This is a genomic window from Marinomonas sp. ABL3_031 (assembly GCF_056161265.1).
This window is the reverse complement of record NZ_JBSWYU010000005.1, coordinates 170,208-196,227: the sequence shown is the minus strand read 5'-3', so window position 1 is coordinate 196,227 and position 26,020 is coordinate 170,208. Positions and strand designations below refer to the sequence as shown.

Below are 26,020 nucleotides of genomic sequence, written 5' to 3'. Positions count from 1 at the left end.
ACAAAAGAAATGGATCCAATACTCTATATCTGGCAAGATTAAACGACTTTTAAATAGGTAAGCAGCGAGCATGAGCAAATCAGGACAAGAAGTAATCAGTCGACTTAGACAAATGATTTTGTCAGGCGAGCTCAGTGCTGGCCAACGTATCGCAGAGATTCCTACTGCTGAACAGTTAGGCGTTTCCAGAACTCCAGTACGAATCGCTTTTCGCAGTCTCGAGCAAGAAGGCTTACTGACCAAGCGCCCATCACGGGGTTACTGTGTTCGTGAAGTAACCTTGTCGGATATTACAGGTGCGATTGAAGTAAGAGGCGTACTGGAAGGATTGGCAGCCAGACAAGCAGCCGAGCGCGGGTTAACGGAACAACAAAGCACAGCCTTAAAAACACTGCTTATACAGGGCGATGCTTTGTTTGAAAATGGCCAAATTTCGGAGCATGATCTCACCCAATATCATGATATAAACCAAAGTATCCATCAGCTTATCATTGACGCAAGCGGCAATCAGGCCATCGCTGAAGCGCTCAGTCGGAATGAGCACCTACCTTTTGCCTCAGTACGATCACTGGCTTTTGATCACAATAATTTGGCATTAGAATTTCGCCGTTTTAACTTCGCTCACATGCAACACCACGCAGTATATGATGCCATCTGTCAGAGGCAAGGCAGCCGAGCGGAAGCCATTATGAGAGAACACGCTAACGCCACGCTAGGTTACGCCAAAGTGTTCTCGCAAAAAGAAAACAGCACAGACAAAATGAAAATGTTGCAAGCAAAATGAGTCGTGACTCTAGTGACAGCCGCGATGAAGTTAACTTAGATGCGTATTGCCGAGTGGCACCTCAAGCACATTACCACCCGTACCAATAGGTTGACCAACCATTTCATCGTAAGCACTTTGATGACACAACACCATTGAATCCACCTGCTTCTCTTTAAACAAAGATTGCAGGTCCAACTTATTATGACTGGTTACAAAACGTCCTTTGCCATCGACAACATATTCTTCTTGACCATCAATTACCACGGACAATTGATACAGATTGGGTTCTAATGAATGCAATTTTACTTTGTCAAAATGTTGTGTGTGTTTTAATTGTTTTAGTTCCATTTGCCTGTGCCTCGTGTTTTGTTGATATAGTTTGTACAACAAGATTTGATACGCAGGCATTTTAGAATCAGTTCAGATTAAATCCTCTGAGCAAACGCAGCACCTTATCTTCCTCTATCAACAAAATAAGAACAGACCATGTTTGATACATTACATTCTGCTAAAGCCATTCAACTGGCTTTAAACAAAATTCGGACACACTTACAAAACAATGAACGTACCATTATTGCCTTAGCAGGGGGGCCAGGTTCCGGCAAAAGCACCTTGACAAATTATCTGGTCAAGCAATCAGCATTTTCAAACACAGGCACAGAGATTCCCGCCGTGGTTAGCTTACCCATGGATGGCTTTCATTTTTCTCAGCAAGCCTTACAAGGCTTTGCTGATCCAGCCAAAGCCTTTGCTCGACGAGGTGCTGATTGGACGTTTAATAGTCGAGCCTTTGTCCAGCAAGTAGAAAAATTGGCGACAAGCTACCAGCAAGAAGATTGCTACTGGCCAAGCTTTGACCATAGCTTAGGGGACCCAATCGACAACGACATACTCGTTCACCGTCATACCAAAATAGTGATCATTGAGGGCTTATATTTGCTCCTAGATAACCATCATTGGTCACAGGCAAGACGTTATTATCAACAAACTTGGTTTTTGGATGTGCCGCTTGATACCGCCATGGCTAGATTATCCCAACGTCATCAGCAGGTTTGGGGCATCAGCGCGCAACAAGCCAATGAGCGAATTCAACAAAATGATGCATTAAACGCTAAAACCGTCGCTGACTCACGTTCAGCAGCAGATTGGTTAATACAAGTTTAGCGAGATGCCTGCTTAATGGGCAGAGGCAAACTTGGATCAGTTTGCCAACTCACTTGTAGATTCAAATAATCCGGATGACGCCATAAGTTGCCGATGGCCACTAACTCGTCTTGAATAAATAGATAAGGTAAATGCTCGCGCCACCATACTGGCACTTGCTGATCATTGAGCCATTTTTTCAACTCTCTGCGTTGACCATTGGCCAATAACAACTTTGCCCCAAGAGGTCGAGGTTTAAGTTCTACGCAATGGTCAGACAATAAAGTCAACTGATCAAAAGCGCGCTGATATTTTTGTCCAAAAATTAAGCTTCCATCCTGCACGGGGTGCTCCACAGGCAAGCAATATAAATACCCCTGATGACGCATTAAACGCCCTGTTGGAAAATCGCATTGCGGCTGCTTATCCGTTGAACTTACCAACATCTTGAGTAAGTTTAAGCGCTGGGCCTGAGTTAGATTAACCTGCTTTGTTTGCAGATATTCACGTAACCAAAATTCATGCTGAGTCTCTGGCTGTGATGTCAACCAGCCAATAGAAAGACCACCATACTCGTTCACTCCTTGGCTTAGCTTTTCCGCGGCTAATTCACTGAGAACCTGATAATCCTGTCTAAGCTTGTCGGCACTGGCGGCCAGATTCTGTGATACTTTAGCAAAGTGCTCTTGCAGCTTGGGAAGTATGCTATGACGTAGAAAATTACGGGAGAATCGGTTATCTTGATTCGACTCATCTTCGACCCATTGCAGCTGATGTTTTTGTGCATAGCGAAGAATCTGCGCTTTTGTAGCCTGCAACAGCGGTCGATACAAATACGCCCCTTGTTGACCAAGTGCTCTCATCTGCGGCATGCCCGTGATACCTTTACCGCCTGTGCCACGTAATAACCGGAACAAGATGGTTTCTGCCTGATCATCCTGATGATGTGCAAGTAACAACACATCTCGTGCCGATAGCACGTCTTCAAAAGCTTGATAGCGCGCATGACGTGCAGCTTCTTCCAAAGAGGCAGTAGAAGACACTTGCACTTTTCGATAGGCAAAGTGCAACGCATGTTGTTGGCAAATTTGCTCGGCGTTTTGTAACCAAGCATCCGCATTAGCAGCACTTAAACCATGATGCACATGCAACACAGCTAACTTTTGCTTTTGCTGTTTGCTGACTTGCTGAAGTAAAGCGTGCAACAAAACCTGTGAATCCACACCACCACTAAAGCCCACCCAAACGCGATCCGCATGAGCAAAAAGAGCCTCCAACCAAATAGGGTTGAACATCAGTTCGTATGGCTTAGTCAAATCCAGTGGCGAGTGTTGTTTCATTATGCACTTCAAGTCAATTTAGCGTCATTTTTATACACAAGCGTTATCCACAAAATGCGCTTTTACAAACAAAAAAGCCCCCTTTAAAAGGAGGCTCTCTCGATTCAAGGTCAATTACAAACCGTAAGACATCAAACGATTATAACGACGCGCCAACAACTCTTCTGTGGTCAGAGCTTCCATGCGATCTAATGCCGCTAGAATATTCTCTTTCAAGCTGTGAGCAATTTGCTCATGTGCATTGTGCGCACCGCCCATTGGCTCTTGGATAATGGTATCCACCAAACCAAGCTCTTTTAGGCGTGGTGCTGTAATACCCATGGCTTTCGCTGCATCAGAGGCACGTTCCGCGCTCTTCCATAGGATAGAAGCACAACCTTCAGGCGAAATTACTGAGTAAGTACCGTATTGCAACATCATCAATTCGTCGCATACACCGATGGCCAACGCACCACCTGAACCACCTTCACCGATAACCGTTGAGATGATAGGAGTTTTTAAGCGAGACATTACCGCAAGGTTGTAAGCAATGGCTTCACTTTGACCACGCTCTTCTGCACCGATACCTGGATATGCCCCAGGTGTGTCGATTAGAGTCACGATAGGCATGTTGAAACGCTCAGCGGTTTCCATCAAACGCAAGGCTTTACGGTAACCTTCTGGACGAGGCATACCAAAGTTACGCAATACTTTTTCTTTTACCTCACGACCTTTTTGATGGCCAATTACCATCACAGGGCGACCTTCTAAACGGGCAATACCACCAACAATCGCACGGTCATCAGCGTAATGACGATCGCCGTGCATTTCTTCGAAATCAGTGAAAGCATTTTCAATGTAATCCAATGTATATGGACGTTTAGGGTGACGAGAAAGTTGAGAAACTTCCCAAGCGCCTAGATTACTAAATAAGCTTTTTGTCAGCGCTACTTTTTTGTCTTCTAGTCGGCTGATTTCATCACTGATGTTCAGTTCGTTGTCATTGCCCACTAGACGTAATTCTTCAATTTTCTGTTCGAGCTCTGCGATCGGCTGCTCGAAAGGTAAATAATTTAAATTCATCGTTAACTACACTGCTGTCTGGTTGCCATTAATATAAGGCAAAAGGCATCATGCCGATTGCTCTAAAGCTATTTAACGTATTGCTACGCCGCACTCCTTTGCACTCATTATAAAAATGAGCCTAAGTATACACTAACTGAACATTTTGTTTACCGTATTGTTTCTGTAGTTGGTGAATTAATTCGTCATCAGGACGAACTCGCCAACTCGAACCTAAACGGATATCGCCAAAGGCTTCAGGGGTATCAAACCCAATGACCACATCACATCCATCTGCGCGGAATTCTGACATGTGATCAGCCAATAGCTGTATTTCAGATGGTGTTACCGTTTCTGAACTCCACATGATTCGCAATGCTTCCACATAACGAATACGAGCTTGAGCAATATCAAGTACATTTCGCGCAATGACCTTCTGACCACCGCGAAATTCGTCCACTGAAATTTCTCCTTCTACTACGACCACTTCATCTTTAACGATCACGTCTTTGAAGCTGTCGTAATTATCTGGGAATATCGTTACCTCAATACGAGCCGAACGATCATCCAGTGTGACGAATGCAATATTACCACCTTTTTTACTTTTTGTTACACGCAAATCAACAATCAAACCTGCCATGACTTGGGTATCGCCACGCTTGGGTTGCAAATCGACAATTTTGGAACGTGCAAAGCATCTGACCTCCTTTTCATACTCATCAATTGGGTGACCTGTTACATACAATCCTAGGGTGTCTTTTTCACCGTCTAAACGCTGTCTTCCAGGCCATTCATGTTGAATACCTATTTCCTTATAAGCATCTTCTGTACTTTCTTCAACGGCCACTCCGAACAAATCCATCATACCCGCATCTTGATTTTTAGCGTCTTGATCAGCACGCTTCAAAGCTTCGTCAATACAGGTATACAAGGTCGCACGATTTGGTCCTATGGTGTCAAACGCTCCAGAACGAACTAAGGCTTCCATGACGCGCTTGTTAACCTTCTTGCCCACCCGCTGACAGAAGTCAAATATGTGTTTGAACGGACCCTCTTTACGCGCTTCGACAATGGCTTCAATCGGCCCTTCACCCACCCCTTTAATGGCTCCTAAACCATACACAATGGCACCACTCGGGTTCACCGTAAACTTGTATACCGACTCATTAACATTGGGCAATTCCAACGCCAAATTCATAGATCGACATTCTTCAATGAAGATAACGATTTTGTCGGTATTCTGCATATCGGCAGACAATACTGCCGCCATAAAGGGCGCAGGATAATGATTTTTCAACCAAGCCGTTTGGTAAGAAACTAAGGCATAAGCAGCTGAGTGAGATTTGTTAAAACCATAACCTGCGAATTTCTCCATCAAGTCAAAGATGTTACCTGACAGGTCCTTGTCTACGTTATTTTTCAGCGCCCCTTCCATAAAGATCAAACGCTGTTCGGCCATTACTTCAGGCTTTTTCTTACCCATGGCTCGACGTAACAAGTCGGCACCACCCAGACTAAATTTCGCCAATACCTGAGCGATTTGCATTACCTGTTCTTGATACAAGATGATTCCGTAGGTGGGCTCCAAAACAGGAATCAAATCTTCATGCTGGTAATCTGGGTGTGGGAAAGCCAACTCAGAACGACCGTGCTTACGATTTATAAAGTCATCCACCATGCCCGATCCTAAAGGACCAGGGCGATACAAGGCTACCAAGGCGATAATATCTTCAAAACGTGAAGGCAAAAGCTTTTTAATAAGCTCTTTCATACCCCGGGATTCTAACTGGAATACCGCCGTGGTTTCGGCTCTTTGCAGCAAGTCGTAAGTGGACTTATCCTCCAAATCGATTAGGGCAATATCCAATGGCGGCTTGCCTTCTAAAGCATGAATATCATTGATATTTTTCACCGCCCAATCGACTACTGTTAGCGTTTTCAATCCCAAGAAATCAAACTTAACTAGCCCCGCTTCTTCAACATCATTCTTGTCATATTGAGTCACCAAGCCTGAACCGTCTTCTTCACAGTACAAAGGAGCAAAATCAATCAGCTTAGTTGGCGCAATAACCACCCCACCCGCGTGTTTACCAAAGTTACGAACTACGCCTTCAAGTGACATCGCCATTTCCATCACTTCCGCGGCTTCTTCGTCCGCCGACAAGAATTCCGGTAAGGCTGGCTCTTCTTCCAACGCCTTAGCCAAGGTCATACCAATTTCAAATGGAATCAGTTTGGACAACTTATCCCCTAAGCTGTATGGCTTTCCTTGCACTCGGGCCACGTCACGCACTACAGCTTTGGCTGCCATGGCACCAAAAGTAATAATCTGCGAAACCGCATCACGACCATAGGTACGTGATACATAATCAATCACCTTGTCACGATTATCCATACAGAAGTCGATATCAAAGTCTGGCATGGAAACCCGTTCAGGGTTCAAGAAACGTTCGAATAGAAGGTCATACTCTAGCGGGTCAAGGTCAGTGATTTTTAAGGCATAAGCCACCAATGAACCGGCACCCGAGCCTCGCCCCGGCCCCACCGGAATATCGTTATCTTTGGCCCATTGAATAAAGTCCATTACGATAAGGAAGTAGCCTGGGAACCCCATCTGATTAATGATATTCAGTTCAAATTCCAAACGATCCCAATATTCTTGACGACGTTTTTCAATACGATCACCGTATTTTAAAGTCAAAACATCAAAGCGCTCTTTCAAGCCATCAAAAGAAATTTTGTTAAAAAACGCCTCCATTGTCATGCCGTCAGGCACGGGATAATCCGGCAAGAAATACTTACCTAGCAACACATCCACATTACAACGCTTGGCAATCTCTACGGTATTTTCCAAGGCCTCTGGAATATCTCGAAACAGCTCTGCCATCTCTTCCGATGACTTAAAATACTGCTCTTCCGAGTAACGACGCACACGGCGTGGATCATCAAGGGTCACACCATCATGGATACAAACACGTGCCTCATGGGCTTCAAAGTTTTCTCGCTTTAAAAAGCGCACATCATTGGTCGCCACCACAGGGCAGCCCAGTTCAGCCGCTAACGGCACCACACTGTGGATATAAGTTTCTTCCCCAGCACGACTGGTACGCTGCAACTCTACATAAAAACGGTCAGGAAAGACCGACATCCAATAAGACATATGCTGTTTAGCCAATTCCATTCGACCTTTTTGCAACAAGATACCAACATCACCATAGCCTGCTCCAGACAAGGCAATCACATCTTCACTGGCAGCTTCAACCCATTCACGCTGAATGATTGGACGACCTTCAACTTGCCCTAATTGATAGCCTTTAGAAATAATTTCTATGATGTTTTTATAACCTTTGTTAGACATAGCCAATAAGGTCATACGATAGCGTGACTCCACTTCTCCAGTATCGTCTTCAATCACTATGTCTGTACCACAAATGGGCTTGATGCCTTTATCCATCGCCCCTTTATAAAAACGCACAAAACCACACAAATTATTCTCATCTGTGATCGCCACCGCAGGCATAGACATCAATTCAGTGGCGCCCAACAAACCTTTCACTTTGACCAACCCATCAACCAAAGAAAATTCTGTATGGACTTTTAAGTGTATGAATGACGTGGACAAAATTTATCCCTCAATGAGCTTTTTAACTGGACCAAAGGTGCGTCGATGCAAGGGCGTAACGCCCAATTCTCGAATCGCCTGCAAATGCACAGCTGTCGGATAACCTTTATGCTTTTCAAAGCCATACCCTGGATAAGTTTCCGCCGCTTTCACTATGTCTCTATCACGGGTCACTTTAGCCAAAATAGAAGCTGCCGAAATAGCCGCGTGACGAGCGTCCCCTTTCACCACAGCTTCAGCAGTGCAGCTAAGATTGGCTGGCACACGATTGCCATCAATTAACGCATGCTCCGCTTTGGCTGACAATTGCTCAACCGCACGGGACATTGCTAGCATGCTAGCATGCAAAATATTCAACTGATCAATCTCTTCCACTGAAGCACTGGCAATGGCATAACTCAAGGCTTTTTCTTTGATCTCTTGATACAAAGCATCGCGCTTCTTTTCCGATAGCTTTTTAGAATCCGCCAACCCCGTAATAGGACGTTGCGGATCCAAAATAACAGCGGCTGCAACCACCTCACCGGCAAGCGGACCACGACCAGCCTCATCAACGCCGGCAAGCAAATCACCAAAATATACTTGACTAACAAAGGCTTCCATCAAGCTTGTTTCTCCGCCAGTATTTCTTGTTTCTCCGCTAACATAGTCACAATTGCCTGCGCCCCTTGCTCGCCTGCATTTTTAAGCAGCATGTGATGCAGATCCACGTACTTTTGTTGAATATTCTTATCCTGCTGAAATGACTGCCAGGTTTGTAATAATCGCGTCGCCAAATTTTCTGGCTGAGCTTCGTCCTGCAACAATTCTGGCACTAGAGTTTCATTCGCCAATAAGTTAGGCAAAGACACATAAGGTACCTTGACCATACGTTTCATAATCTCATAGGTTAACCGATTCACTTTGTAAGCAACCACCATAGGACGCTTGACCAACATGGCTTCCAACGCCGCCGTTCCAGACGCCAGTAATATAGCATCAGCCGCTGCCATGACTGTTCGCGATTGTCCATCAATGATCACAGCGTCAGCTTGCGTCTCAGCCAAAATGTTTTCAATCTGTTCTCGCCGCGCAGCATTGGCCGCTGGCGTGATGAAGATAGCATCCTGTTGTCTCTGTTTAATCAGCTTAATCGTCTCAGCAAATAAGGGCGCAAGACGAGACACTTCACCTTCTCGTGAACCCGGTAAAATGGCAAATACAGGCCCATCAACTTTCTCCAAGCCAAGCTTTTCACGAGCTTCTGCCACATCACTTTGCAAAGGAATTTCATCTGCCAAGGTATGGCCAACACAGGTCACTGGAATTTGATGTTGATGATAGATAGGCATTTCAAATGGAAACAATGCCAACATTAGGTCGACCGATTGCTTGATTTTGAAAATGCGTTTTTGACGCCAAGCCCAAACGGATGGACTAACATAATGCACCGTTGGAATCCCAGCTTGTTTTAATTTTCTCGCTAAAGGTAAGTTAAAGTCAGGGGAATCAATCCCAATAAATGCTGTAGGCGGATTGTCAACGCAAGATTTATAAAGTCGTTTACGAATCCCCAACAATTCTCTGAGACGACCTAACACTTCTACGAGTCCCATAACCGACAAGCGATCCATAGGAACCATGCTAGTCAAGCCTTCCGCTTCCATCAGCGGTCCACCAATGCCTTCGAATACCGCTTCCGGTTGTAGGGCTTGTAGATGCTTAATCAAATTCGCGCCAAGAATGTCCCCAGACGCTTCACCTGCAACCAATACGTAACGTACTGTCGACGCCACCTTCATTAATACAACCTCTAATAACAAAAAAAACCCCGAATACTTCCGGGGTTTTCTTTTTACGGGGAAACTATCGCACAATCCCACGCCCAGATTTGCGAATAGAGGCGACAAATTCAGCCACTTCAGAAATCGCAAAATCTGCGCTTTGTTCAAGTTCGTTCAGTACAGTTTCAAGCGTCTGCCCTTTCAGGTAAACACTTTTATAGGCATTTCGTAGCGCTCTAATCACTTCTTTCGATGTGCCGCGACGACGCATACCTTCAAAGTTCATACCATGTGGTTTGGCTGGATTACCAGACACCATAACGTATCTTGGTATATCTTTCGTCACCATGGAGCCCATACCACACATGCTAAAGGAGTTCACCTGACAAAATTGATGAATTCCACTATAGCCAGCCAAAATAACATTATCACCCACTTTTACATGGCCTGCTAATGCTGCGTAATTCGCCATTATGTTATTATCACCAACCACACAATCATGACCGATATGAGTACTGGCCATAAACAAGTTACCACTTCCTATGATAGTAATACCTTGGTCTTGTATCGTGCCACGATGAATGGTGGCATTTTCACGAATAACGTTATTATCACCAATCACTAAACGCGTTGGTTCACCCTTATACTTTTTGTCTTGGTTCGCTTCTCCAACTGAAGCAAACTGGTAGATTTCATTCTTTTCACCTATTTCTGTGTGACCATTAATCACTACATGAGACTTAATAATACTACCCGCCCCAATTTTGACATTCGCTCCGATAATGCTAAAGGGACCAACCTCAACACTTGGGTCAAGTTCCGCATTGGGGTCAACTAAAGCGGTTGGATGTATCGCCACTATAACTTCCTATCAGCACACATTATGGTTGCAGAACACGCCAACTCGCCATCTACTGTTGCCTTACACTCAAACTTCCAGATACCACGCTTCTCGGTCACAATTTTGGCTTCTAATTGCAAACGGTCACCCGGTACAACAGGGCGTTTGAAGCGAGCATTGTCAGAGCCAACAAAGTAATAAATGGAACCATCTTCTGGCGTTTTGTCCATGGTTTTAAAACCAAGTACACCTGCAGCTTGTGCCATAGCCTCAATAATCAGCACTCCAGGCATCACTGGGTGATCCGGAAAATGACCATTGAAAAATGGTTCGTTCACAGTCACGTTTTTATATGCCACGATGGAATCGTTCAGATTTAACTCAACAACACGATCAACTAATAAAAATGGGTACCTATGAGGTAAATACTGACGAATTTCATTCACGTCCATCATTTAAACATCAACCTTTTCTGAAAGCTTATTAATTTTCTGTTCCAGTGTTGTAATTTGCTTCGCCATACTATCGATTCGTCTAAAGCGAGCCACCGAACGACGCCACTTGGACGTTGGTTCCATCCCCATTCCTGAGGAATATGAGCCGGCTTCTGGAATCGATTTACTTACCATACTCATTGCTGTGATATGAACATGATCTGTGATTGTGATATGACCCGCAATCCCTACGCAACCAGAAATTGTACAAAAAGCACCTATCCTCACACTTCCTGCAACTGCTGCACCTGCAGCAATGGCGGTATTATCGCCAATTACGACATTATGAGCAATTTGAACTTGATTATCTATTTTCACACCCTTGCCAATTTGCGTGTTTTCAATGGCACCTCGATCAATAGTCGTACTTGAACCGATTTCAACTCGGTCGCCAATAATAACACCACCTAGTTGATCAATTTTTTCCCATTCACCATTATCTGGCGCAAAACCAAAGCCATCGGCACCTAGGATACAGCCACTATGAAAAATACACTCTGCGCCTACATGCACATCATGATAAAACGTCACATTAGGATATAAACGCGTTCCTTGTCCCAACGAACAGCCGCGACTGACCACACTATTGGCTCCGACTACACAATCGTCACCTATGGTCACCTCAGCGTCTATGACGGCATTGGGGCCAATAACCACATTACTGCCTAATATAACGTCATCGGCAACCACTGCGGTAGGATGCACTCCTTGCCAAGATTCTTTTTGTGGAACAAAGAGATGGGTAAGCTGAGCAAAAGCAAGATAAGGATTGGCGACTATAATGGCGTTGTCTAATGTGGCAGCAAGTTCTTCAGTTTTGACAAGAACGGCACCCGCTTGAGTATTGACAAGCTGACTTTGGTATTTAGGATTGGCCAAAAAACTCAATTCGTTTTTTGTCCCCTTCTCAAGGGTTCCTAATTTTTCGATGACAAGCTGACTATCACCTTTTACCAAACCACCAACTTTCTCAGCCAATTGCCCTAGCGTATAACTCATATATTAATTATCCTTATTAATGCGTTCCACCAATTCACTGGTAATATCAGATCCACTATTTGCATACAAGCTTAGCTGTCTATTGAGCACTAAGTCTAGTTTACGTTCATCAATAATGGATTTTAACGCCGCTTCACCTTTTGGCGTTAAGCTGTCTATTAGGTTTTTCTCCAATATTTTGGCTTGTTGTTGCATTTGAGCGGCCATTTTTCGAATACCATTTTGACGTTGCACCAACTCCCTACGACGTTTATCAAACTCTTCTGGCGATAAGGTTAATTCTTCTCGCTTTAACGCCTCATCAGCTGCTTTCAGATCGTCTTGTGCTTTTTGCAATCTGGCATCCATTGCTTGAATTTTTTCTTGCGGTTCTTTAGCTGCTTGTTGACCAATATTGCTTTGCAAAAGTGCCGCCCTGAAATCCACCACCGCGACTTCCGTTGCCTGCACGCTTACCGTAACCAATAGCGAACACAGGGCCATTATCATTCTTTTCATCACAAATCCTCTTTATACTTTTACGTTAATATTGCTACCGAAAACGGAATCAGAATGTGCTACCTAACTGGAATTGGAAAGAATCAGTACTGTCGCCATCTTGTGCATTGAGTGGTCGTGCAAAGTTAAAGGACAAGGGCGCAATCGGGGTAATCCAAGTCCAACTCAAGCCAACACTGTAACGAATCTCAGACAAGTCGACACCTTCATTACACTGGGTATTGGCCGCTAAACAGTTATCTGTAAACACATTACCGGCGTCCAAGAAGAAAGAAGTACGAACCGACTTATGATCTTCGACCATAGGCAATGGGAAAATGAACTCGGCCGTACCAGTCATCAAGATGTTACCACCCAAAGCCGATGTGCTGGTGCTGGCATCGTCATAGGAGTTTTGCGGACCGAGAGAAGAGGCACCAAAACCACGTACCGAATAAGCACCACCCGCATAATAATTTTCAAAGAATGGTAGTTCTTCGCTGTCGCCATAGCCAGAGCCATATCCTAAGCGTCCTTTAAGACGGAATAACCAAAGATTGGACTCTGTTAAGCTCCAGTATCGTTGAGAGGTTAGGCCCAGTTTGTAGTATTCCTGATCACCCGCTGGTAACGATACCTCCACTGAAGCTCTAGTAGAATAACCGTCCGTTGGCAAAACTCCGCCAATCAAATCATTATCAGACCAGGTCAAACTGGCAATCAGATCATCGTAATTATCACCATATTTATCAATGTAATTTTCGGTCTCATTAGACGGTTCGCTACCCAGCTGAACAGTACTTTCTTTTATCGTCATACCAAAGGTTAAACGCTGGGTATCAGAAATCGGATAACCATAAGTCACACCCGCTCCAATTTCATCAAGATCGTAATCTTCAACATCATCATCTGCATGATCACTGGCTTGATAAAAAATCTGAAAGCCTCGACTCACGCCGTCAACGGTAAAATAGGGATTATCATAACTAATAGCATAGTTATCCGTCTGATCGGTTCGCGAGGCTTTGAAAGACAGCTTGTTCCCCGTGCCTAAGAAGTTACGCTTGGATATACCAAAACCAAGCACGGTGCCGTCTTCCTGTGAATAACCGATACTGGCTTGAATACTCCCAGACGCTTGCTCTTCTACTACAACATCAATATCCACTTGATCCGTGGTGCCAGGTACAGGTCGTGTGCGTAAATCTACATTACCAAAGAAACCAAGACGCTCAATACGACGCTTAGAAGATTGAATCTTCGAATGCGTCGCTAATGCACCTTCAAACTGCGTCATTTCACGACGCAACACTTCGTCTTGAGTTTCACTGTTACCACTAAAGGTTATACGACGAACATAAACCTGTGGGCCAGGCGTAATTTGGTAACTCAAATTTACCGTATGATTGTCCAGTTTCTCTGGGATCACATTTACATTGGTAAATAAATAACCATCATCACCTAGCTCAGTTGAGATACCTTCAATGATTTTTGTCACTTGGCTGCGGGAAAACAGATCGCCTTTTTTCTGAGGAATTTGCTTCCATACCCTGTCTTCCGAAATCGGCAAGCTACCACTCAGAGTGACGTTATTTAAATAATAAGGTAAGCCTTCATTCACATTAATGACGATATACACATCACGTTTATCAGCAGACAAACTGACCTGACTCGAAACCACTTGAAAATCCAGGTAACCATTGTCTAAGTAAAAGCTCTTTAAGGTATTAATATCACCTTGAATTTTTGCCTTAGCGTATTCATCTGCAGAGCTGAAAGGATTCCAATATCCCGTTTCACGGGATTCAAAATCTTTGGTTAGGGTCTCTTCATCAAAGGCTTTGTTACCGACAATATTAATGTGAACGATTTTAGCAGTATCACCTTCGTCGATATTAATTTTAATAGCGATACGATTACGTGGCATGTCCTCCACATCAAGATCTACCTTGGCACTGTAACGACCTAACGCATAATATTGACGCTGAAGTTCTTGAGTAATCTGGTTCAAGGTCTCAGGTTTATAAATTTCACCAATTTCCAATCCTGACAACTGTAAGCCACGCTCTAAATCTTCGGTTTTCACCAATTCATTGCCTTCGATGGTCAAGTTACCAATAGATGGACGCTCCACTACCTTAAACACCAACACACCATTCTCTTCCAGCACATCAATGTCGCTGAAAAACCCTGTATCAAACAAAGCACTAATGGCTTGATATACCTTATTTGAGTCGTATGACTGATCTTCATTAAAACCGATCAAATCAAAAGCACGAGACGATGGCATTTGTACTAAACCATCTATTCGAACGTCCTCAACCGTTTTGGCAACACTATACACACTAAAAAAAGCCAACAATACAGCTAAAACGACTCTCACATATACCTCTCTACAAGCGGGCAATATCATTAAAAATGGCAACGGCCATTAAAGCAAATAATAACGAAGCACCAACTCGGTAAGCCATGCCCTGTATCTTTTCTGAAACTGGCTTACGACGAATTGCTTCTATTCCAAAAAACAACAAATGCCCACCATCCAACATAGGAATAGGCAACAAATTTAGCACACCTAAACTCACACTTAAGTAAGCCATAAACTTTAAAAACGATTGCAAACCAGAATCCGCGGAAGCACTCGCCACTTTTGCAATGGTAATAGGACCAGATAAGTTATCCAGAGAAATTAACCCTTGCAGCATCTTACCAATTGACCCTATGGTCAGAGAGATCATCTTAGCGGTTTGTTCAACGCCATAACCCATGGCAGCAAACACTCCATAATGACGCTCACGAATTAAGCTTTCATCCCATTTAGGGGGGACTACAGCCAAACCAGCATAACCAACCAATTTACCATCACGTTCCGTCGCATCAGGTTGTAAAAACAAGGTTTTATTTTGCCCTTGCCTTAATACTACTACTGTCAGCTCATTACTTGGGCTGGTTTGCACTTTCTTTACAACCTGCTGCCAGCTGTCCATCGCTTCATCGTTGATGGCAGTAATCACATCTCCGACCAAAAAGCCTGCCGTTTGGGCCGCTCCTGAATCCACCACTTGCGCAATCACTGGTTTCACTTTTGGTTGCCAAGGCAACAGGCCAAACGATTGAATCAAGTTACTGGGCTCTTCGCCCACCAACCAACGATTCAGCATCACTTGATCTTGCTGGATACTCGACAAACCGTCTACGCGATAGCGAACGATAATAGTTCCTGTTTGACCAATCAAGCCCGCCAGCGCTAAATTTACCTCTTCCCAGGAAGCAACTGGCTCACCTGCAATTTCGACTAACTCATTACCTTCTTGCAATTGAGTTTGCGCAGCAAGGGAATTGTCTACGATATGGCCTACTTTAGGTGCTAAGCTTTGAATTCCTAATAAAGCCACTAAGGCATAAATCGCCACCGCAAGAATAAAATTTGCCAACGGACCTGCGGCAACAATGGCAATGCGCTGCCAAACATTCTTTTGCGTAAAAGCTTCATGCTTTAGAGCGTCCGGTACATTCCCTTCTCGTTCATCCAACATGCGCACATAACCACCCAAAGGAATCATGGCTAAGGTGAATTCAGTACCCGTTTTCTTGCTAACATAACGATAAATCGGCTTACCAAAGCCCACAGAAAAACGCAGTACCTTCACACCACAACGGCGCGCTATGTAATAGTGACCAAATTCATGAAAGGTAATCAGTACACCCAACGCAATCACAATCGATAGAATATTTTGCAGCATTATTTTTCACCACATGAAACACATTGTTCAGCCAGCAATCGCGCGACCGCATCCGCTTCAAAAACATCTTCAAGCTGATTTACAGGACAAATATTCGCTTGCTCTAACACAGTACGGTTTACTTCAGCTATCTGCAAAAAGCCAATTCGTTCCTGTAAAAATGCGGCCACCGCCACTTCATTCGCCGCGTTTAACATCGCCATGGCAGTCCCCCCCATAAACCAAGCATTGGCTGCTAACTGCAAATTTGGAAAACGCTGTAAATCAGGCGCTTCAAAATGCAATTTAGCCACTTCCGTTAGATTCAAAGAAGGCACATTAGTTTCAACTCGATTTGGCCAGGTCATACCATAGGCAATGGGAATCTTCATATCCGGGTTACCCATTTGCGAAATCACAGAACCATCTCGATATGACACCATAGAATGAATGATACTTTCAGGGTGAACCACCACTTCAATATCATCAGGCGTCACATCAAACAACCAGCAAGCCTCAATTAATTCCAACCCCTTGTTCATTAGAGAGGCTGAATCAATGGAAATTTTCTGCCCCATCGACCAATTAGGATGCTTACAGGCTTGAGCAGGTGTGACATTAGCCATCTCATCTAATGACCAAGTACGAAATGGCCCTCCCGATGCGGTCAAAATAATTTTATCCACATCCTGCTTATGAGTCCCTGTCGCATGCTGAGGTAAACTTTGATAAATGGCATTGTGCTCACTGTCAATCGGTAGCAACATAGCCTGACTCTGCGCCACTTCGTCCATAAACAACTTACCAGCAGTCACCAAGGATTCTTTATTGGCCAATAAAATACGCTTGCCTGCACGAATACCTGCAAGGGTTGGTTTTAAGCCAGCAAACCCCATAATAGCAGCCATGACCTGGTCCACTTCTGCATCCGCAGCAATACTCTGCAAGGCTTCATCACCCCATTCAAATGAGGTTGGCAAATCCGCACATTCTGCCGCTAATTCATCACGAGCTTGCTGCGTGCCCATGACGATTCTTTGGGGTTTAAAACGACGGCAAATCTGCGCCATTTTATCGACACTTACATTTGCCGAAGCGCTGACCAAATGAAACTTATCAGGATGCTGCGCAATGATATCTAACGTACTTTGACCAATTGAACCGGTCGCACCTAACAAACAAATACCCTGCATTTATAACCAACCAGCCAACATCAAGAAGACAACAAAAATGGGCGCTGCTGCCACCAAACTATCAACCCGATCCATCACACCACCATGACCAGGAATTAAGTGGCTAGAGTCTTTCAATCCCTCATAGCGCTTAAACAAACTTTCGGTTAAATCTCCCAGCACAGATACCGCTGTAGTGACGAATGCTACCAAGGCTAACAATAACCAATCCTGGGTTGTGTAAACCTGCCAGTAACTGAACACCACCACACCAATTTGCGTCAGCACTACCCCGCCGAACACCCCTTCCCAAGATTTACCTGGGCTAACATGGCGTGCTAACTTGCGTTTTCCAAAACGTCGACCAGCAAAATAGGCGCCTGAATCTGCCCCCCAAATCAAGCCCATTAACAATAATACCCAAGTCACAAAATCAGCGGATTGCTTCAACACCACTAAAGCCGCCCAAGTCGACACCATGACCAAAGCACCAAACAATAGCCTCACTGGCGTTTGCTGCCATAATAAAGGCGTTGGATAACGAATAACCCAATATAAAGCCACACACCACAATAAAGGACTCAACAATACACTCATCGTCAGCCAGTCGGCTTGAGCTGTCATATAACAAAAAGCGGCCACTAAGAGTGCAAACAATACTCGCAGCGCTTGGGTTTTCACCCCAGACAGACGAGCCCACTCCCAAGCTGCTAACACCACCACAGCGGCCAAAGACAAGGAGAAAGTTTGCTGCCCAAGAAAAAAAACGGCATAGATAAATAAAAACGCCATGACAATGGCACTAATAATACGAGGAAGTAACATGATTATCGCCCACCATAGCGACGCTGACGATTTTGATAAATACGAATGGCCTCATCAAAATCTTGTTGCTCAAAGTCCGGCCACAACACCGGTAAAAATACAAACTCCGTATAGGCTGACTGCCACAACATGAAATTACTGATTCGCTCTTCCCCAGACGTTCGAATCAAAAGATCCGGTTCGGGAAGGTCTGCTAGTTGAATATGCTGAGCAAGTGTTTCCTCTGTAATGTCTTCAGCATTCAATCGACCTGCGACCACATCAGCCGCTACCACTTTAGCCGCTTGAGCTATATCCCAACGACCGCCATAATTAGCAGCGATCACTAGCGTCATATGCTCATTGTCTTTGGTCGCCTCTTCCGTAGCACGAATCTGCTCTTGCAACCCCTTATTAAACCCTGACATATCTCCCACAACTCGCAACCTAATTTTATGCGTATTAAGACGTTTCAACTCTTTTTTTAAAGAACGCATAAACAATTTCATTAGGCCGTCCACTTCCGTCTGTGGACGCTTCCAGTTTTCACTGGAAAACGCAAATAGAGTCAGTACTTTCACACCAGAACGCGCAGCGGCTTCCACTGTTCGACGCACCGCCGCAGCACCCGCGGTATGACCCGCAATACTCGGTAAAAGTTTTTTCTTCGCCCAACGGTTATTCCCATCCATGATGATGGCAATATGCGCAGGACCGACTGCAGCATTATCGCCGCCGCCAACCGATTCAGACATATATCAATCCTAATCAATAAAAAAAGCGAGACAAGCTCGCCCTTCTCATTAAATTTCCATCAAGTCTTTTTCTTTCGCTGCAAGACGCTCTTCCACTTGCGCAACAAACTTGTCAGTGACTTTCTGTACTTGATCTTGACCACGACGCTCTTCGTCTTCAGAGATTTCTTTCTCTTTTACCAAGTCTTTTAAGCTAGTATTGGCGTCACGACGTATATTACGGATTGCAATTCGTCCATTTTCTGCTTCCGATTTTGCTTGCTTAAAATAGTTACGACGGGTCTCTTCGGTCAAGGCAGGCATAGGAATACGAATAAGGTTACCCGTGGTAGAAGGGTTCAAACCCAAATCTGATTTCAAGATAGCTTTTTCAATCTCAGGCACTAAATTTCCTTCCCAAGGAGAAATCCCTAAAGTACGGGCATCTTCAACCGTGATATTAGCCACTTGGCTAAGTGGTGTATCTGCACCGTAGTAGTTCACTTTAATTGGATCTAATAGACTTGGGTGTGCACGACCTGTACGGATTTTTTTAAATGCCGACTCCACCGAAGACACGGCTTTTGACATGCGTTCTTCTGCGTCTTTCAAAATTTCGTTAATCATAACTTCCTCACTCAATCACTGTGCCTTCATTGCCACCAACCATGATATTTACCAAGGCTCCCGGCTTGTTCATATTAAAAACTCGCACTGGCATACTGTGGTCGCGGGTCAAACAAATAGCGGTCAAATCCATCACCCCTAATTGCTTATCAAGCACCTCATCGTAACCTAACTTATCATATTTGACGGCATCAGGGTCCTTCATAGGATCAGCCGAATAAACACCGTCCACTTTGGTCGCTTTTAATACCACATCCGCATCAATCTCAATACCGCGCAAACAAGCAGCAGAGTCGGTGGTAAAAAACGGATTACCGGTACCAGCAGAAAAAATCAATACATCGCCTTCTTTCATTTGACGCATCGCACGACGACGATCATATGGCTCCACAATACCCGTCATAGTAATGGCTGACATAACACGAGTAGCAATATTAGCGCGCTCCAAGGCGTCACGCATTGCTAGCGCATTCATAACAGTTGCCAACATACCCATGTGGTCACCTGTTACTCGATCCATGCCCGCCTGACTTAAAGCTTGTCCACGGAACAAATTGCCGCCACCGATGACAATACCGACTTCCACTCCAATACCGCGCAACTGACCAATTTCCAATGCGATACGATTCAATACTTTAGGGTCTATACCGAAAGACTCATCACCCATTAAGGCTTCGCCACTCAACTTAAGCAAAATACGTTTGTAATTTGGATTCTTTTCTTTTGGCATACCCACCTCCAGTCTAGACTAGTTTTCAATAGAGCATTGAGATCACCAGAAAATGACTCTTTTGCATCCAACTTTCATAAAAAGGGGCAGTCAAGCTGCCCCTTTTTTTAAACATCTGCACAATTAGGAATTAACCTTTAAGTTGTGCTGCAACCTCTGCTGCAAAGTCCACTTCTTCCACTTCAATGCCTTCGCCCACTTCAAGACGAACAAAAGAAGTTACGGTAGCGCCAGCGTCTTTCACCAATTGACCCACTTTGATTTCTGGGTTCTTAACGAAAGGTTGTTCTACCAGACTGTTCTCAGCCAAGAACTTTTTCATACGACCAACAATCATTTTATCAACGATTTCTGCTGGCTTACCAGCCATGTCTGGCTGTGCGCGAATGATTTCTTCTTCTTTTGCAAGAATGTCAGCAGGCATGTCTTCGCCTTTAACGACACGAGGAGCAACTGCTGCAACGTGCATAGAAACATCTTTCGCCAGTTCGTTAGAACCGTTTTCTAGCTGAGTCAACACTGCGATTTGACCGTTACCATGTAGGTAACCACCGATTAAACCACCCTCAATGACAACCGCGCGACGAGGCGTAATGTTTTCACCGATCTTTTGAACCAAAGCTTCACGAGCTTCGCCGATCTCACCTGCCAACAAAGTCTCCATGTTGGTTTCTTTCGTGGTGAATACAACATCAGCAACTTTATTAGCAAAGGCAACAAAACCTTCATCACGAGAAGCAAAGTCAGTTTCAGAGTTTACCTCAACCAACACACCGTAAGAAGCATCATCAGCAACACGCATCACGATTGTTCCTTCCGCTGCAGTACGACCTGCTTTTTTAGCGGCCTTCATACCACTAGATTTACGAAGCTCTTCGATAGCCACTTCGATATCACCGTTAGCAGCGACAAGTGCTTTTTTACACTCCATCATGCCAAGGCCAGTACGCTCACGTAGCTCTTTTACCAATGCTGCAGATACTGCGGCCATGTTAAATCCTCTTATACCAATTCAAATTTAAAAAAGGAGGCGAGACTCTCAACCTCCCTTTAGAAACCAGCACAAACTCGAAAGTTTGCTTACGCTTCAGCCGCTTCGTTTACTTCAACGAATTCGTCAGCGCTTCCAGCAGTTGCAGAACGGCCTTCAAGAACCGCATCAGCAAACGCTGTAACATAAAGCTGAACCGCACGAATCGCATCGTCGTTAGCTGGAATGATGTAGTCAACACCATCTGGATCACTGTTAGTATCAACGATACCGATAACAGGGATACCTAGCTTGTTGGCTTCTTTGATCGCAATGCGCTCGTGATCAACATCGATAACAAACAATACGTCTGGTAGACCACCCATATCCTTGATACCACCCATAGAAAGCTCAAGTTTTTCAAGCTCACGAGTACGCATCAAAGCTTCTTTCTTAGTCAATTTGTCGAACGTACCATCATTCATTTGTGTTTCAAGCTCACGTAGACGCTTGATAGAAGCACGGATGGTTTTGTAGTTCGTCAACATACCGCCTAACCAGCGATGGTTAACGTATGGCATACCAGCACGAGCAGCTTGCTCTTTGATGGTTTTAGATGCAGCACGCTTAGTACCAACAAACAACACCTTGTTTTTGTTCTCAGCCATTTTCTTAACAAGCTCTAGAGCTTCGTTAATAGCAGGAACCGTGTGCTCAAGGTTGATGATATGAATCTTGTTACGAGCACCGAAAATGAATGGCTTCATTTTTGGGTTCCAGTAACGAGTTTGGTGACCAAAGTGTGAACCAACCTGTAGCAGGTCGCGCATAGAAACTGTAGGCATTTTACTATCCTTTTTTGGGTTACATTAAGCTTACCAGCTAAAAGCATCAGTCAAACCGGGTTTAAGGCAACCCATGACACCCCAGACACTTTCAATTTGTGCGGCAAGATCGTTAGTTTTAAGTTAATTACTCAATAGGACTTAAGTCTGTTGAGCGGGCGTTTTATACCATAAAATGACACATTTCAAAAGGCTTTATATGGCTTTTTGCCATCAAATCACTAGAATACTTTTTCTACATTGTATGGGGATTCTCAAACTTAACTCATGTAGAATAAGCAACAATTTATTAAAACCTTTTTAAGACAAAGACACTATGAGCAACGAAATCCTACAAAAAGTTGAACAACTCACTCAAAATGGCCGTGTAGAAGTACCTGTTGGCGTCACGCTTCCGGCAGCCACTCGCTTCACCGACATTAACGACATCGAAGGCATGCGCACCGCAGGCCGCCTTGCAGCAGAAGTACTGGTTATGCTGGAAGAATTTGTTGTACCAGGCGTAAGTACAGAACAGCTTGACATCATTGCTCACAACTACATGATTGAACAACAGGGTGCGATTCCTGCACCGCTTAATTACCATGGCTTTCCAAAATCTTGCTGCACTTCAGTGAACGATGTGGTTTGTCACGGTATCCCAAACGATAAAGCCTTAAAAAAAGGCGATGTGGTAAACATAGACATCACTGTCATCAAAGATGGTTACTATGGCGACACCAGTAAAATGTTTTTTGTTGGCCCAGTTGCCGCTCATGCAGAACGCCTTGCCAAAGTCACTCAGGAATGTTTATACCTCGCCATCGACATGGTAAAACCTGGTATACAACTTGGTGACATTGGTGCCGCTATTGCAGCGCACGCCCACAAAAACCATTATTCCGTGGTAGAAGACTATTGTGGTCATGGTGTTGGCACCACCTTCCACGGCGAACCTCAAGTAGCGCATTATGGCAAACCAGGCACAGGTTACACCTTAGAAGAAGGCATGACATTGACCATTGAACCTATGATTAATGCCGGTAAAAAGCAACTGAAACATTCAGGCCCAGATAATTGGATTGCAAAAACCAAAGATGGTCGTTTGTCTGCTCAATATGAGCACACACTTTTGGTCACTGCGGTCGGCGTAGAAGTCCTAACCCGTCGCCCAGAAGAAACGCGCTTTGCCTAGAAGCGCATCACTCATTTCATCAAACTGTTAAGTTATCTTGTCATTGATTGAGGCTTTTGTATGGACTTCCCTGCTTTTCCAGACGCTCCGCCACTGCTTTCTGCGGAAGAAAAATTTGAGCTTAGCCAAGCCAGCTGCTCAATTTCTCGCTATAAGGCTGTTATTGAAGAAAAAACTAACGCTTACAATGACTTATTTCACTCTCTTTACCCTATCGAAAAACTGGTAAAAGGGTTATCGGCGTTTTTTGATGAAGTGCTACAAGCCGCCTGGATTGCCAAAAACCTAGATAGCGAAAAGCATGTCAGCTTAATTGCAGTCGGTGGCTATGGACGTAGCGAACTGCACCCAAAATCTGATATTGATTTACTGATTTTAATTGAGAACGAAACCTCTGCACCAAAAGACAAACTAGAATCCTTCATTACTTTTTTGTGGGACATTAATTTGGACATTGGTCACAGTGTGCGCAGCATTAACGACTGCATAGAAATTGCCAAACAAGACATCACTATTATCACCAATCTCATTGAGTCGCGAACCTTAATTGGCCCAGACAGTCTTCACACTCATCTGCAAGCCAATATAGATACTAATAAGATGTGGGATGGCCGCTCGTTTTACAAAGCCAAGACGGAAGAGCAAAAACAGCGTCACGCCAAATACCAAAATACTGCATACAATCTTGAACCCAATCTAAAAGAGTGCCCGGGTGGTTTACGAGACATGCAGGTCATCGACTGGGTCGCCAAACGCCACTTACATACTCATCGCTTGAGTGCATTGATTGATAAACACTTTTTGTCTGAAGATGAATACATTCAAATCAAAGGGGCGGTCAGTCATTTATGGCGTATCCGTTGGGCACTGCACATGATCGCAGGGCGAAAAGAAGATCGCCTTTTATTCGATCATCAACGCACCTTAGCGAAGCTCTTTGGCTTTGACGATGACGACCTAAAACGCAATGTTGAACGCTTTATGCAGGGCTACTACCAAAGTGTGGCTGCTATACAACAACTTAACGACTTGTTGTTACAACACTTTGAAGAATCCTTCCTAAGTGGCGATGAACAAAACAATATTGAGGTCCTAAACGATCACTTTCAAGTTGCCAATGGTCAGCTAGAGGCTCGTTCTACTCACTTATTCCAAGACAAGCCTTCCTGCATGCTAGAACTTTATGTGCTGTACGGTACTCATGAGAGCATTCGAGGCATTCGCGCCAACACCATGCGCCAACTTCGTGACAGCTTAGATTTGATTGACGACAATTTTCGCAACAACAAAGTCAACACAGGCTTATTTTTAGACATCATTGCCAGTCGCTATCGCCTCACCAGCATATTGAGGTCAATGAAACACTTAGGACTGCTCGGACGTTATTTACCAGAATTCGGTGCCATCATAGGTCAGATGCAACATGACTTATTCCACATCTATACGGTCGATGCCCACACCCTTCAATTAATTGAAAACATGCGTCGCCTATGGCTGTCTGAATTCAAACAAAAATTCCCCATTTCTGCCCAAGCCATTCGCCACGTTCCGAAAGTCGAATTACTCTACATTGCAGGACTTTATCACGACATCGCCAAAGGTCGCGGCGGTGATCACTCGGAACTAGGGTGTGTTGACGCACAAGATTTCTGTGAACGTCATGGCCTATCAAAGCGCGATACCGAACTGGTTGTCTGGTTAGTACGCAATCATCTATTTATGTCGGTTACCGCACAACGCAAAGACATTTCAGACCCAGAAGTCATCTGGGAGTTCGCCAGCTATGTAAAAGACCAAGAGCACTTGGATTATCTCTTTATACTTACTGTCGCTGACATCAATGCCACCAACCCCACCATGTGGAACAGCTGGCGCGCTTCGTTAATGCGTCAACTTTACTTAGAAACCAAGCGCGCTTTGCGTCGTGGTCTGGATTCACCTATCGATGCCGACACCATTAGCGATGAACACAAGCAACGCGCGCTGGAATTTATCATTGAGCGCAATGTAGACATAGCCGAAGCGGAAGCCATTTGGGACACCATTGAAGAAGAATACTTCATTCGCTCTAACGGCGATGAAATTGCATGGAACACAGAAGCCATTATTCGTCACAGACCAAGTGACAAACCTCTTATTGCCATTACTCCGCTCGGTGGACGCAACTTCTCTGGTGCTAGCAAAATCTTTATTTACACTCCAATCAGCGACCACTTGTTTGCTGCGACTGCTGCCACCTTTGAACAACTTGGCTTAACCATTTTGGATGCTAAAATAAGCCACACCACTAACAACTTCACTCTAGATAGCTTCGTGGTAATGGACAGTAATGACACAGATACAAACCTTTATCTGGACAAACAGCGTATAGAATTGATTAAAACAACGCTTATGGAGCAACTTGAAAATCCTTCCTCTTATGGCAGCACTGTTCAGCGACACACACCGCGCATTTTGAAAATATTCAATTCACCAGCCACAGCACACTTTGTTAGCCAACCAGAAGAGGTTTGGTCAGCATTGGAAGTCACTGCACCAGATCGCCCTGGATTGCTCGCCTTAATTGGTCAATTCTTTATGCACAACAACATCATGTTGCATAAAGCAAAAATTGCCACATTGGGTGAGCGAGTTGAAGATACCTTTTACATTACCGATGACCAAGGTGAGCTGATCACTGATCCACAGCGTATGGACAGCATTTGTAACTTATTAAAAGAGAAAATTGACCGCTTCTCGCAAGCAACGGAATAACA

Annotated in this window: 23 protein-coding genes; 4 read left to right on the top strand and 19 right to left on the bottom strand. The window is 44.4% G+C overall.

Annotation, left to right across the window (positions count from 1 at the left end; translation table 11 throughout):
* Positions 1 to 70 precede the first annotated feature (70 nt).
* Entirely contained in the window at positions 71 to 784 is a 714-nt protein-coding gene (locus tag ACXAH2_RS08205) for a GntR family transcriptional regulator (RefSeq protein ID WP_475077768.1), read from the top strand.
* A 30-nt stretch (positions 785 to 814) separates the two neighbouring features.
* Here ACXAH2_RS08205 and ACXAH2_RS08200 read toward each other — a convergent pair whose 3' ends face one another.
* Entirely contained in the window at positions 815 to 1,114 is a 300-nt protein-coding gene (locus tag ACXAH2_RS08200; RefSeq protein WP_475077767.1) for a DUF6482 family protein, read from the bottom strand.
* A gap of 138 nt (positions 1,115 to 1,252) precedes the next feature.
* On the opposite strand from ACXAH2_RS08200, the gene ACXAH2_RS08195 reads away from it, so the two are divergent.
* Positions 1,253 to 1,930, top strand: coding sequence for a nucleoside/nucleotide kinase family protein (locus ACXAH2_RS08195; RefSeq protein ID WP_475077766.1), 678 nt, complete (start codon positions 1,253 to 1,255; stop codon positions 1,928 to 1,930).
* Here ACXAH2_RS08195 and tilS read toward each other — a convergent pair.
* The 18 genes from tilS to rpsB form a co-directional block, all read right to left on the bottom strand.
* Positions 1,927 to 3,249, bottom strand: coding sequence for a tRNA lysidine(34) synthetase TilS (gene tilS / locus ACXAH2_RS08190; RefSeq protein WP_475077764.1), 1,323 nt, complete (start codon positions 3,247 to 3,249; stop codon positions 1,927 to 1,929). The two genes, ACXAH2_RS08195 and tilS, sit on opposite strands and share 4 nt — an antisense overlap.
* Before the next feature lie 114 nt (positions 3,250 to 3,363).
* Positions 3,364 to 4,311, bottom strand: a complete 948-nt coding sequence (gene accA / locus ACXAH2_RS08185; protein ID WP_475077763.1) for an acetyl-CoA carboxylase carboxyl transferase subunit alpha — start codon at positions 4,309 to 4,311, stop codon at positions 3,364 to 3,366.
* Positions 4,312 to 4,432: 121 nt separating this feature from the next.
* Positions 4,433 to 7,912 carry a DNA polymerase III subunit alpha gene (gene dnaE, locus ACXAH2_RS08180; protein WP_475077761.1) on the bottom strand — a complete coding sequence of 1,160 codons (3,480 nt, stop codon included), beginning with the start codon at positions 7,910 to 7,912 and terminating at the stop codon, positions 4,433 to 4,435.
* A 3-nt stretch (positions 7,913 to 7,915) separates the two neighbouring features.
* Positions 7,916 to 8,515, bottom strand: a complete 600-nt coding sequence (rnhB, locus tag ACXAH2_RS08175) for a ribonuclease HII (protein WP_475077760.1) — start codon at positions 8,513 to 8,515, stop codon at positions 7,916 to 7,918.
* The gene (lpxB, locus tag ACXAH2_RS08170) at positions 8,515 to 9,693 is read right to left on the bottom strand and encodes a lipid-A-disaccharide synthase (RefSeq protein ID WP_475077826.1); all 1,179 of its coding nucleotides are present in this window, start codon (positions 9,691 to 9,693) and stop codon (positions 8,515 to 8,517) included. Before lpxB ends, rnhB begins: the two co-directional genes overlap by 1 nt.
* A gap of 64 nt (positions 9,694 to 9,757) precedes the next feature.
* Complete coding sequence (gene lpxA, locus ACXAH2_RS08165; protein WP_475077759.1) at positions 9,758 to 10,534, bottom strand: acyl-ACP--UDP-N-acetylglucosamine O-acyltransferase; 777 nt, start codon at positions 10,532 to 10,534, stop codon at positions 9,758 to 9,760.
* Complete coding sequence (fabZ, locus tag ACXAH2_RS08160) at positions 10,534 to 10,971, bottom strand: 3-hydroxyacyl-ACP dehydratase FabZ (RefSeq protein ID WP_475077758.1); 438 nt, start codon at positions 10,969 to 10,971, stop codon at positions 10,534 to 10,536. The genes lpxA and fabZ overlap by 1 nt, the downstream gene beginning before the upstream one ends.
* Positions 10,972 to 12,009, bottom strand: coding sequence for a UDP-3-O-(3-hydroxymyristoyl)glucosamine N-acyltransferase (gene lpxD / locus ACXAH2_RS08155; protein WP_475077756.1), 1,038 nt, complete (start codon positions 12,007 to 12,009; stop codon positions 10,972 to 10,974). It lies immediately after the preceding gene.
* A 3-nt stretch (positions 12,010 to 12,012) separates the two neighbouring features.
* The gene (locus ACXAH2_RS08150) at positions 12,013 to 12,507 is read right to left on the bottom strand and encodes an OmpH/Skp family outer membrane protein (RefSeq protein WP_475077754.1); all 495 of its coding nucleotides are present in this window, start codon (positions 12,505 to 12,507) and stop codon (positions 12,013 to 12,015) included.
* Between the two features lie 49 nt (positions 12,508 to 12,556).
* Positions 12,557 to 14,869 (bottom strand): outer membrane protein assembly factor BamA, encoded by a 2,313-nt coding sequence (gene bamA, locus ACXAH2_RS08145; RefSeq protein WP_475077752.1) that lies wholly within the window; start codon positions 14,867 to 14,869, stop codon positions 12,557 to 12,559.
* Between the two features lie 10 nt (positions 14,870 to 14,879).
* A complete protein-coding gene (gene rseP, locus ACXAH2_RS08140; RefSeq protein ID WP_475077751.1) occupies positions 14,880 to 16,229 on the bottom strand; it encodes an RIP metalloprotease RseP in 1,350 nt (449 codons plus the stop codon).
* A complete protein-coding gene (gene ispC / locus ACXAH2_RS08135; RefSeq protein WP_475077750.1) occupies positions 16,229 to 17,401 on the bottom strand; it encodes a 1-deoxy-D-xylulose-5-phosphate reductoisomerase in 1,173 nt (390 codons plus the stop codon). The genes rseP and ispC overlap by 1 nt, the downstream gene beginning before the upstream one ends.
* Positions 17,402 to 18,205 carry a phosphatidate cytidylyltransferase gene (locus tag ACXAH2_RS08130; protein WP_475077748.1) on the bottom strand — a complete coding sequence of 268 codons (804 nt, stop codon included), beginning with the start codon at positions 18,203 to 18,205 and terminating at the stop codon, positions 17,402 to 17,404. It abuts the gene before it with no gap.
* A 2-nt stretch (positions 18,206 to 18,207) separates the two neighbouring features.
* Positions 18,208 to 18,939 (bottom strand): polyprenyl diphosphate synthase, encoded by a 732-nt coding sequence (gene uppS, locus ACXAH2_RS08125; protein ID WP_475077747.1) that lies wholly within the window; start codon positions 18,937 to 18,939, stop codon positions 18,208 to 18,210.
* A 48-nt stretch (positions 18,940 to 18,987) separates the two neighbouring features.
* Positions 18,988 to 19,545, bottom strand: coding sequence for a ribosome recycling factor (gene frr / locus ACXAH2_RS08120; protein WP_353667604.1), 558 nt, complete (start codon positions 19,543 to 19,545; stop codon positions 18,988 to 18,990).
* 7 nt (positions 19,546 to 19,552) lie between these two features.
* The gene (pyrH, locus tag ACXAH2_RS08115) at positions 19,553 to 20,275 is read right to left on the bottom strand and encodes a UMP kinase (RefSeq protein ID WP_353667603.1); all 723 of its coding nucleotides are present in this window, start codon (positions 20,273 to 20,275) and stop codon (positions 19,553 to 19,555) included.
* Positions 20,276 to 20,405: 130 nt separating this feature from the next.
* On the bottom strand, positions 20,406 to 21,266 hold the full coding sequence (tsf, locus tag ACXAH2_RS08110; RefSeq protein ID WP_475077745.1) for a translation elongation factor Ts: 861 nt from the start codon (positions 21,264 to 21,266) through the stop codon (positions 20,406 to 20,408).
* A gap of 89 nt (positions 21,267 to 21,355) precedes the next feature.
* Complete coding sequence (rpsB, locus tag ACXAH2_RS08105) at positions 21,356 to 22,090, bottom strand: 30S ribosomal protein S2 (RefSeq protein ID WP_475077744.1); 735 nt, start codon at positions 22,088 to 22,090, stop codon at positions 21,356 to 21,358.
* Between the two features lie 316 nt (positions 22,091 to 22,406).
* On the opposite strand from rpsB, the gene map reads away from it, so the two are divergent.
* Positions 22,407 to 23,264 (top strand): type I methionyl aminopeptidase, encoded by an 858-nt coding sequence (gene map / locus ACXAH2_RS08100; protein ID WP_475077743.1) that lies wholly within the window; start codon positions 22,407 to 22,409, stop codon positions 23,262 to 23,264.
* Between the two features lie 60 nt (positions 23,265 to 23,324).
* Positions 23,325 to 26,018 carry a [protein-PII] uridylyltransferase gene (glnD, locus tag ACXAH2_RS08095; RefSeq protein ID WP_475077741.1) on the top strand — a complete coding sequence of 898 codons (2,694 nt, stop codon included), beginning with the start codon at positions 23,325 to 23,327 and terminating at the stop codon, positions 26,016 to 26,018.
* Positions 26,019 to 26,020: the final 2 nt, after the last annotated feature.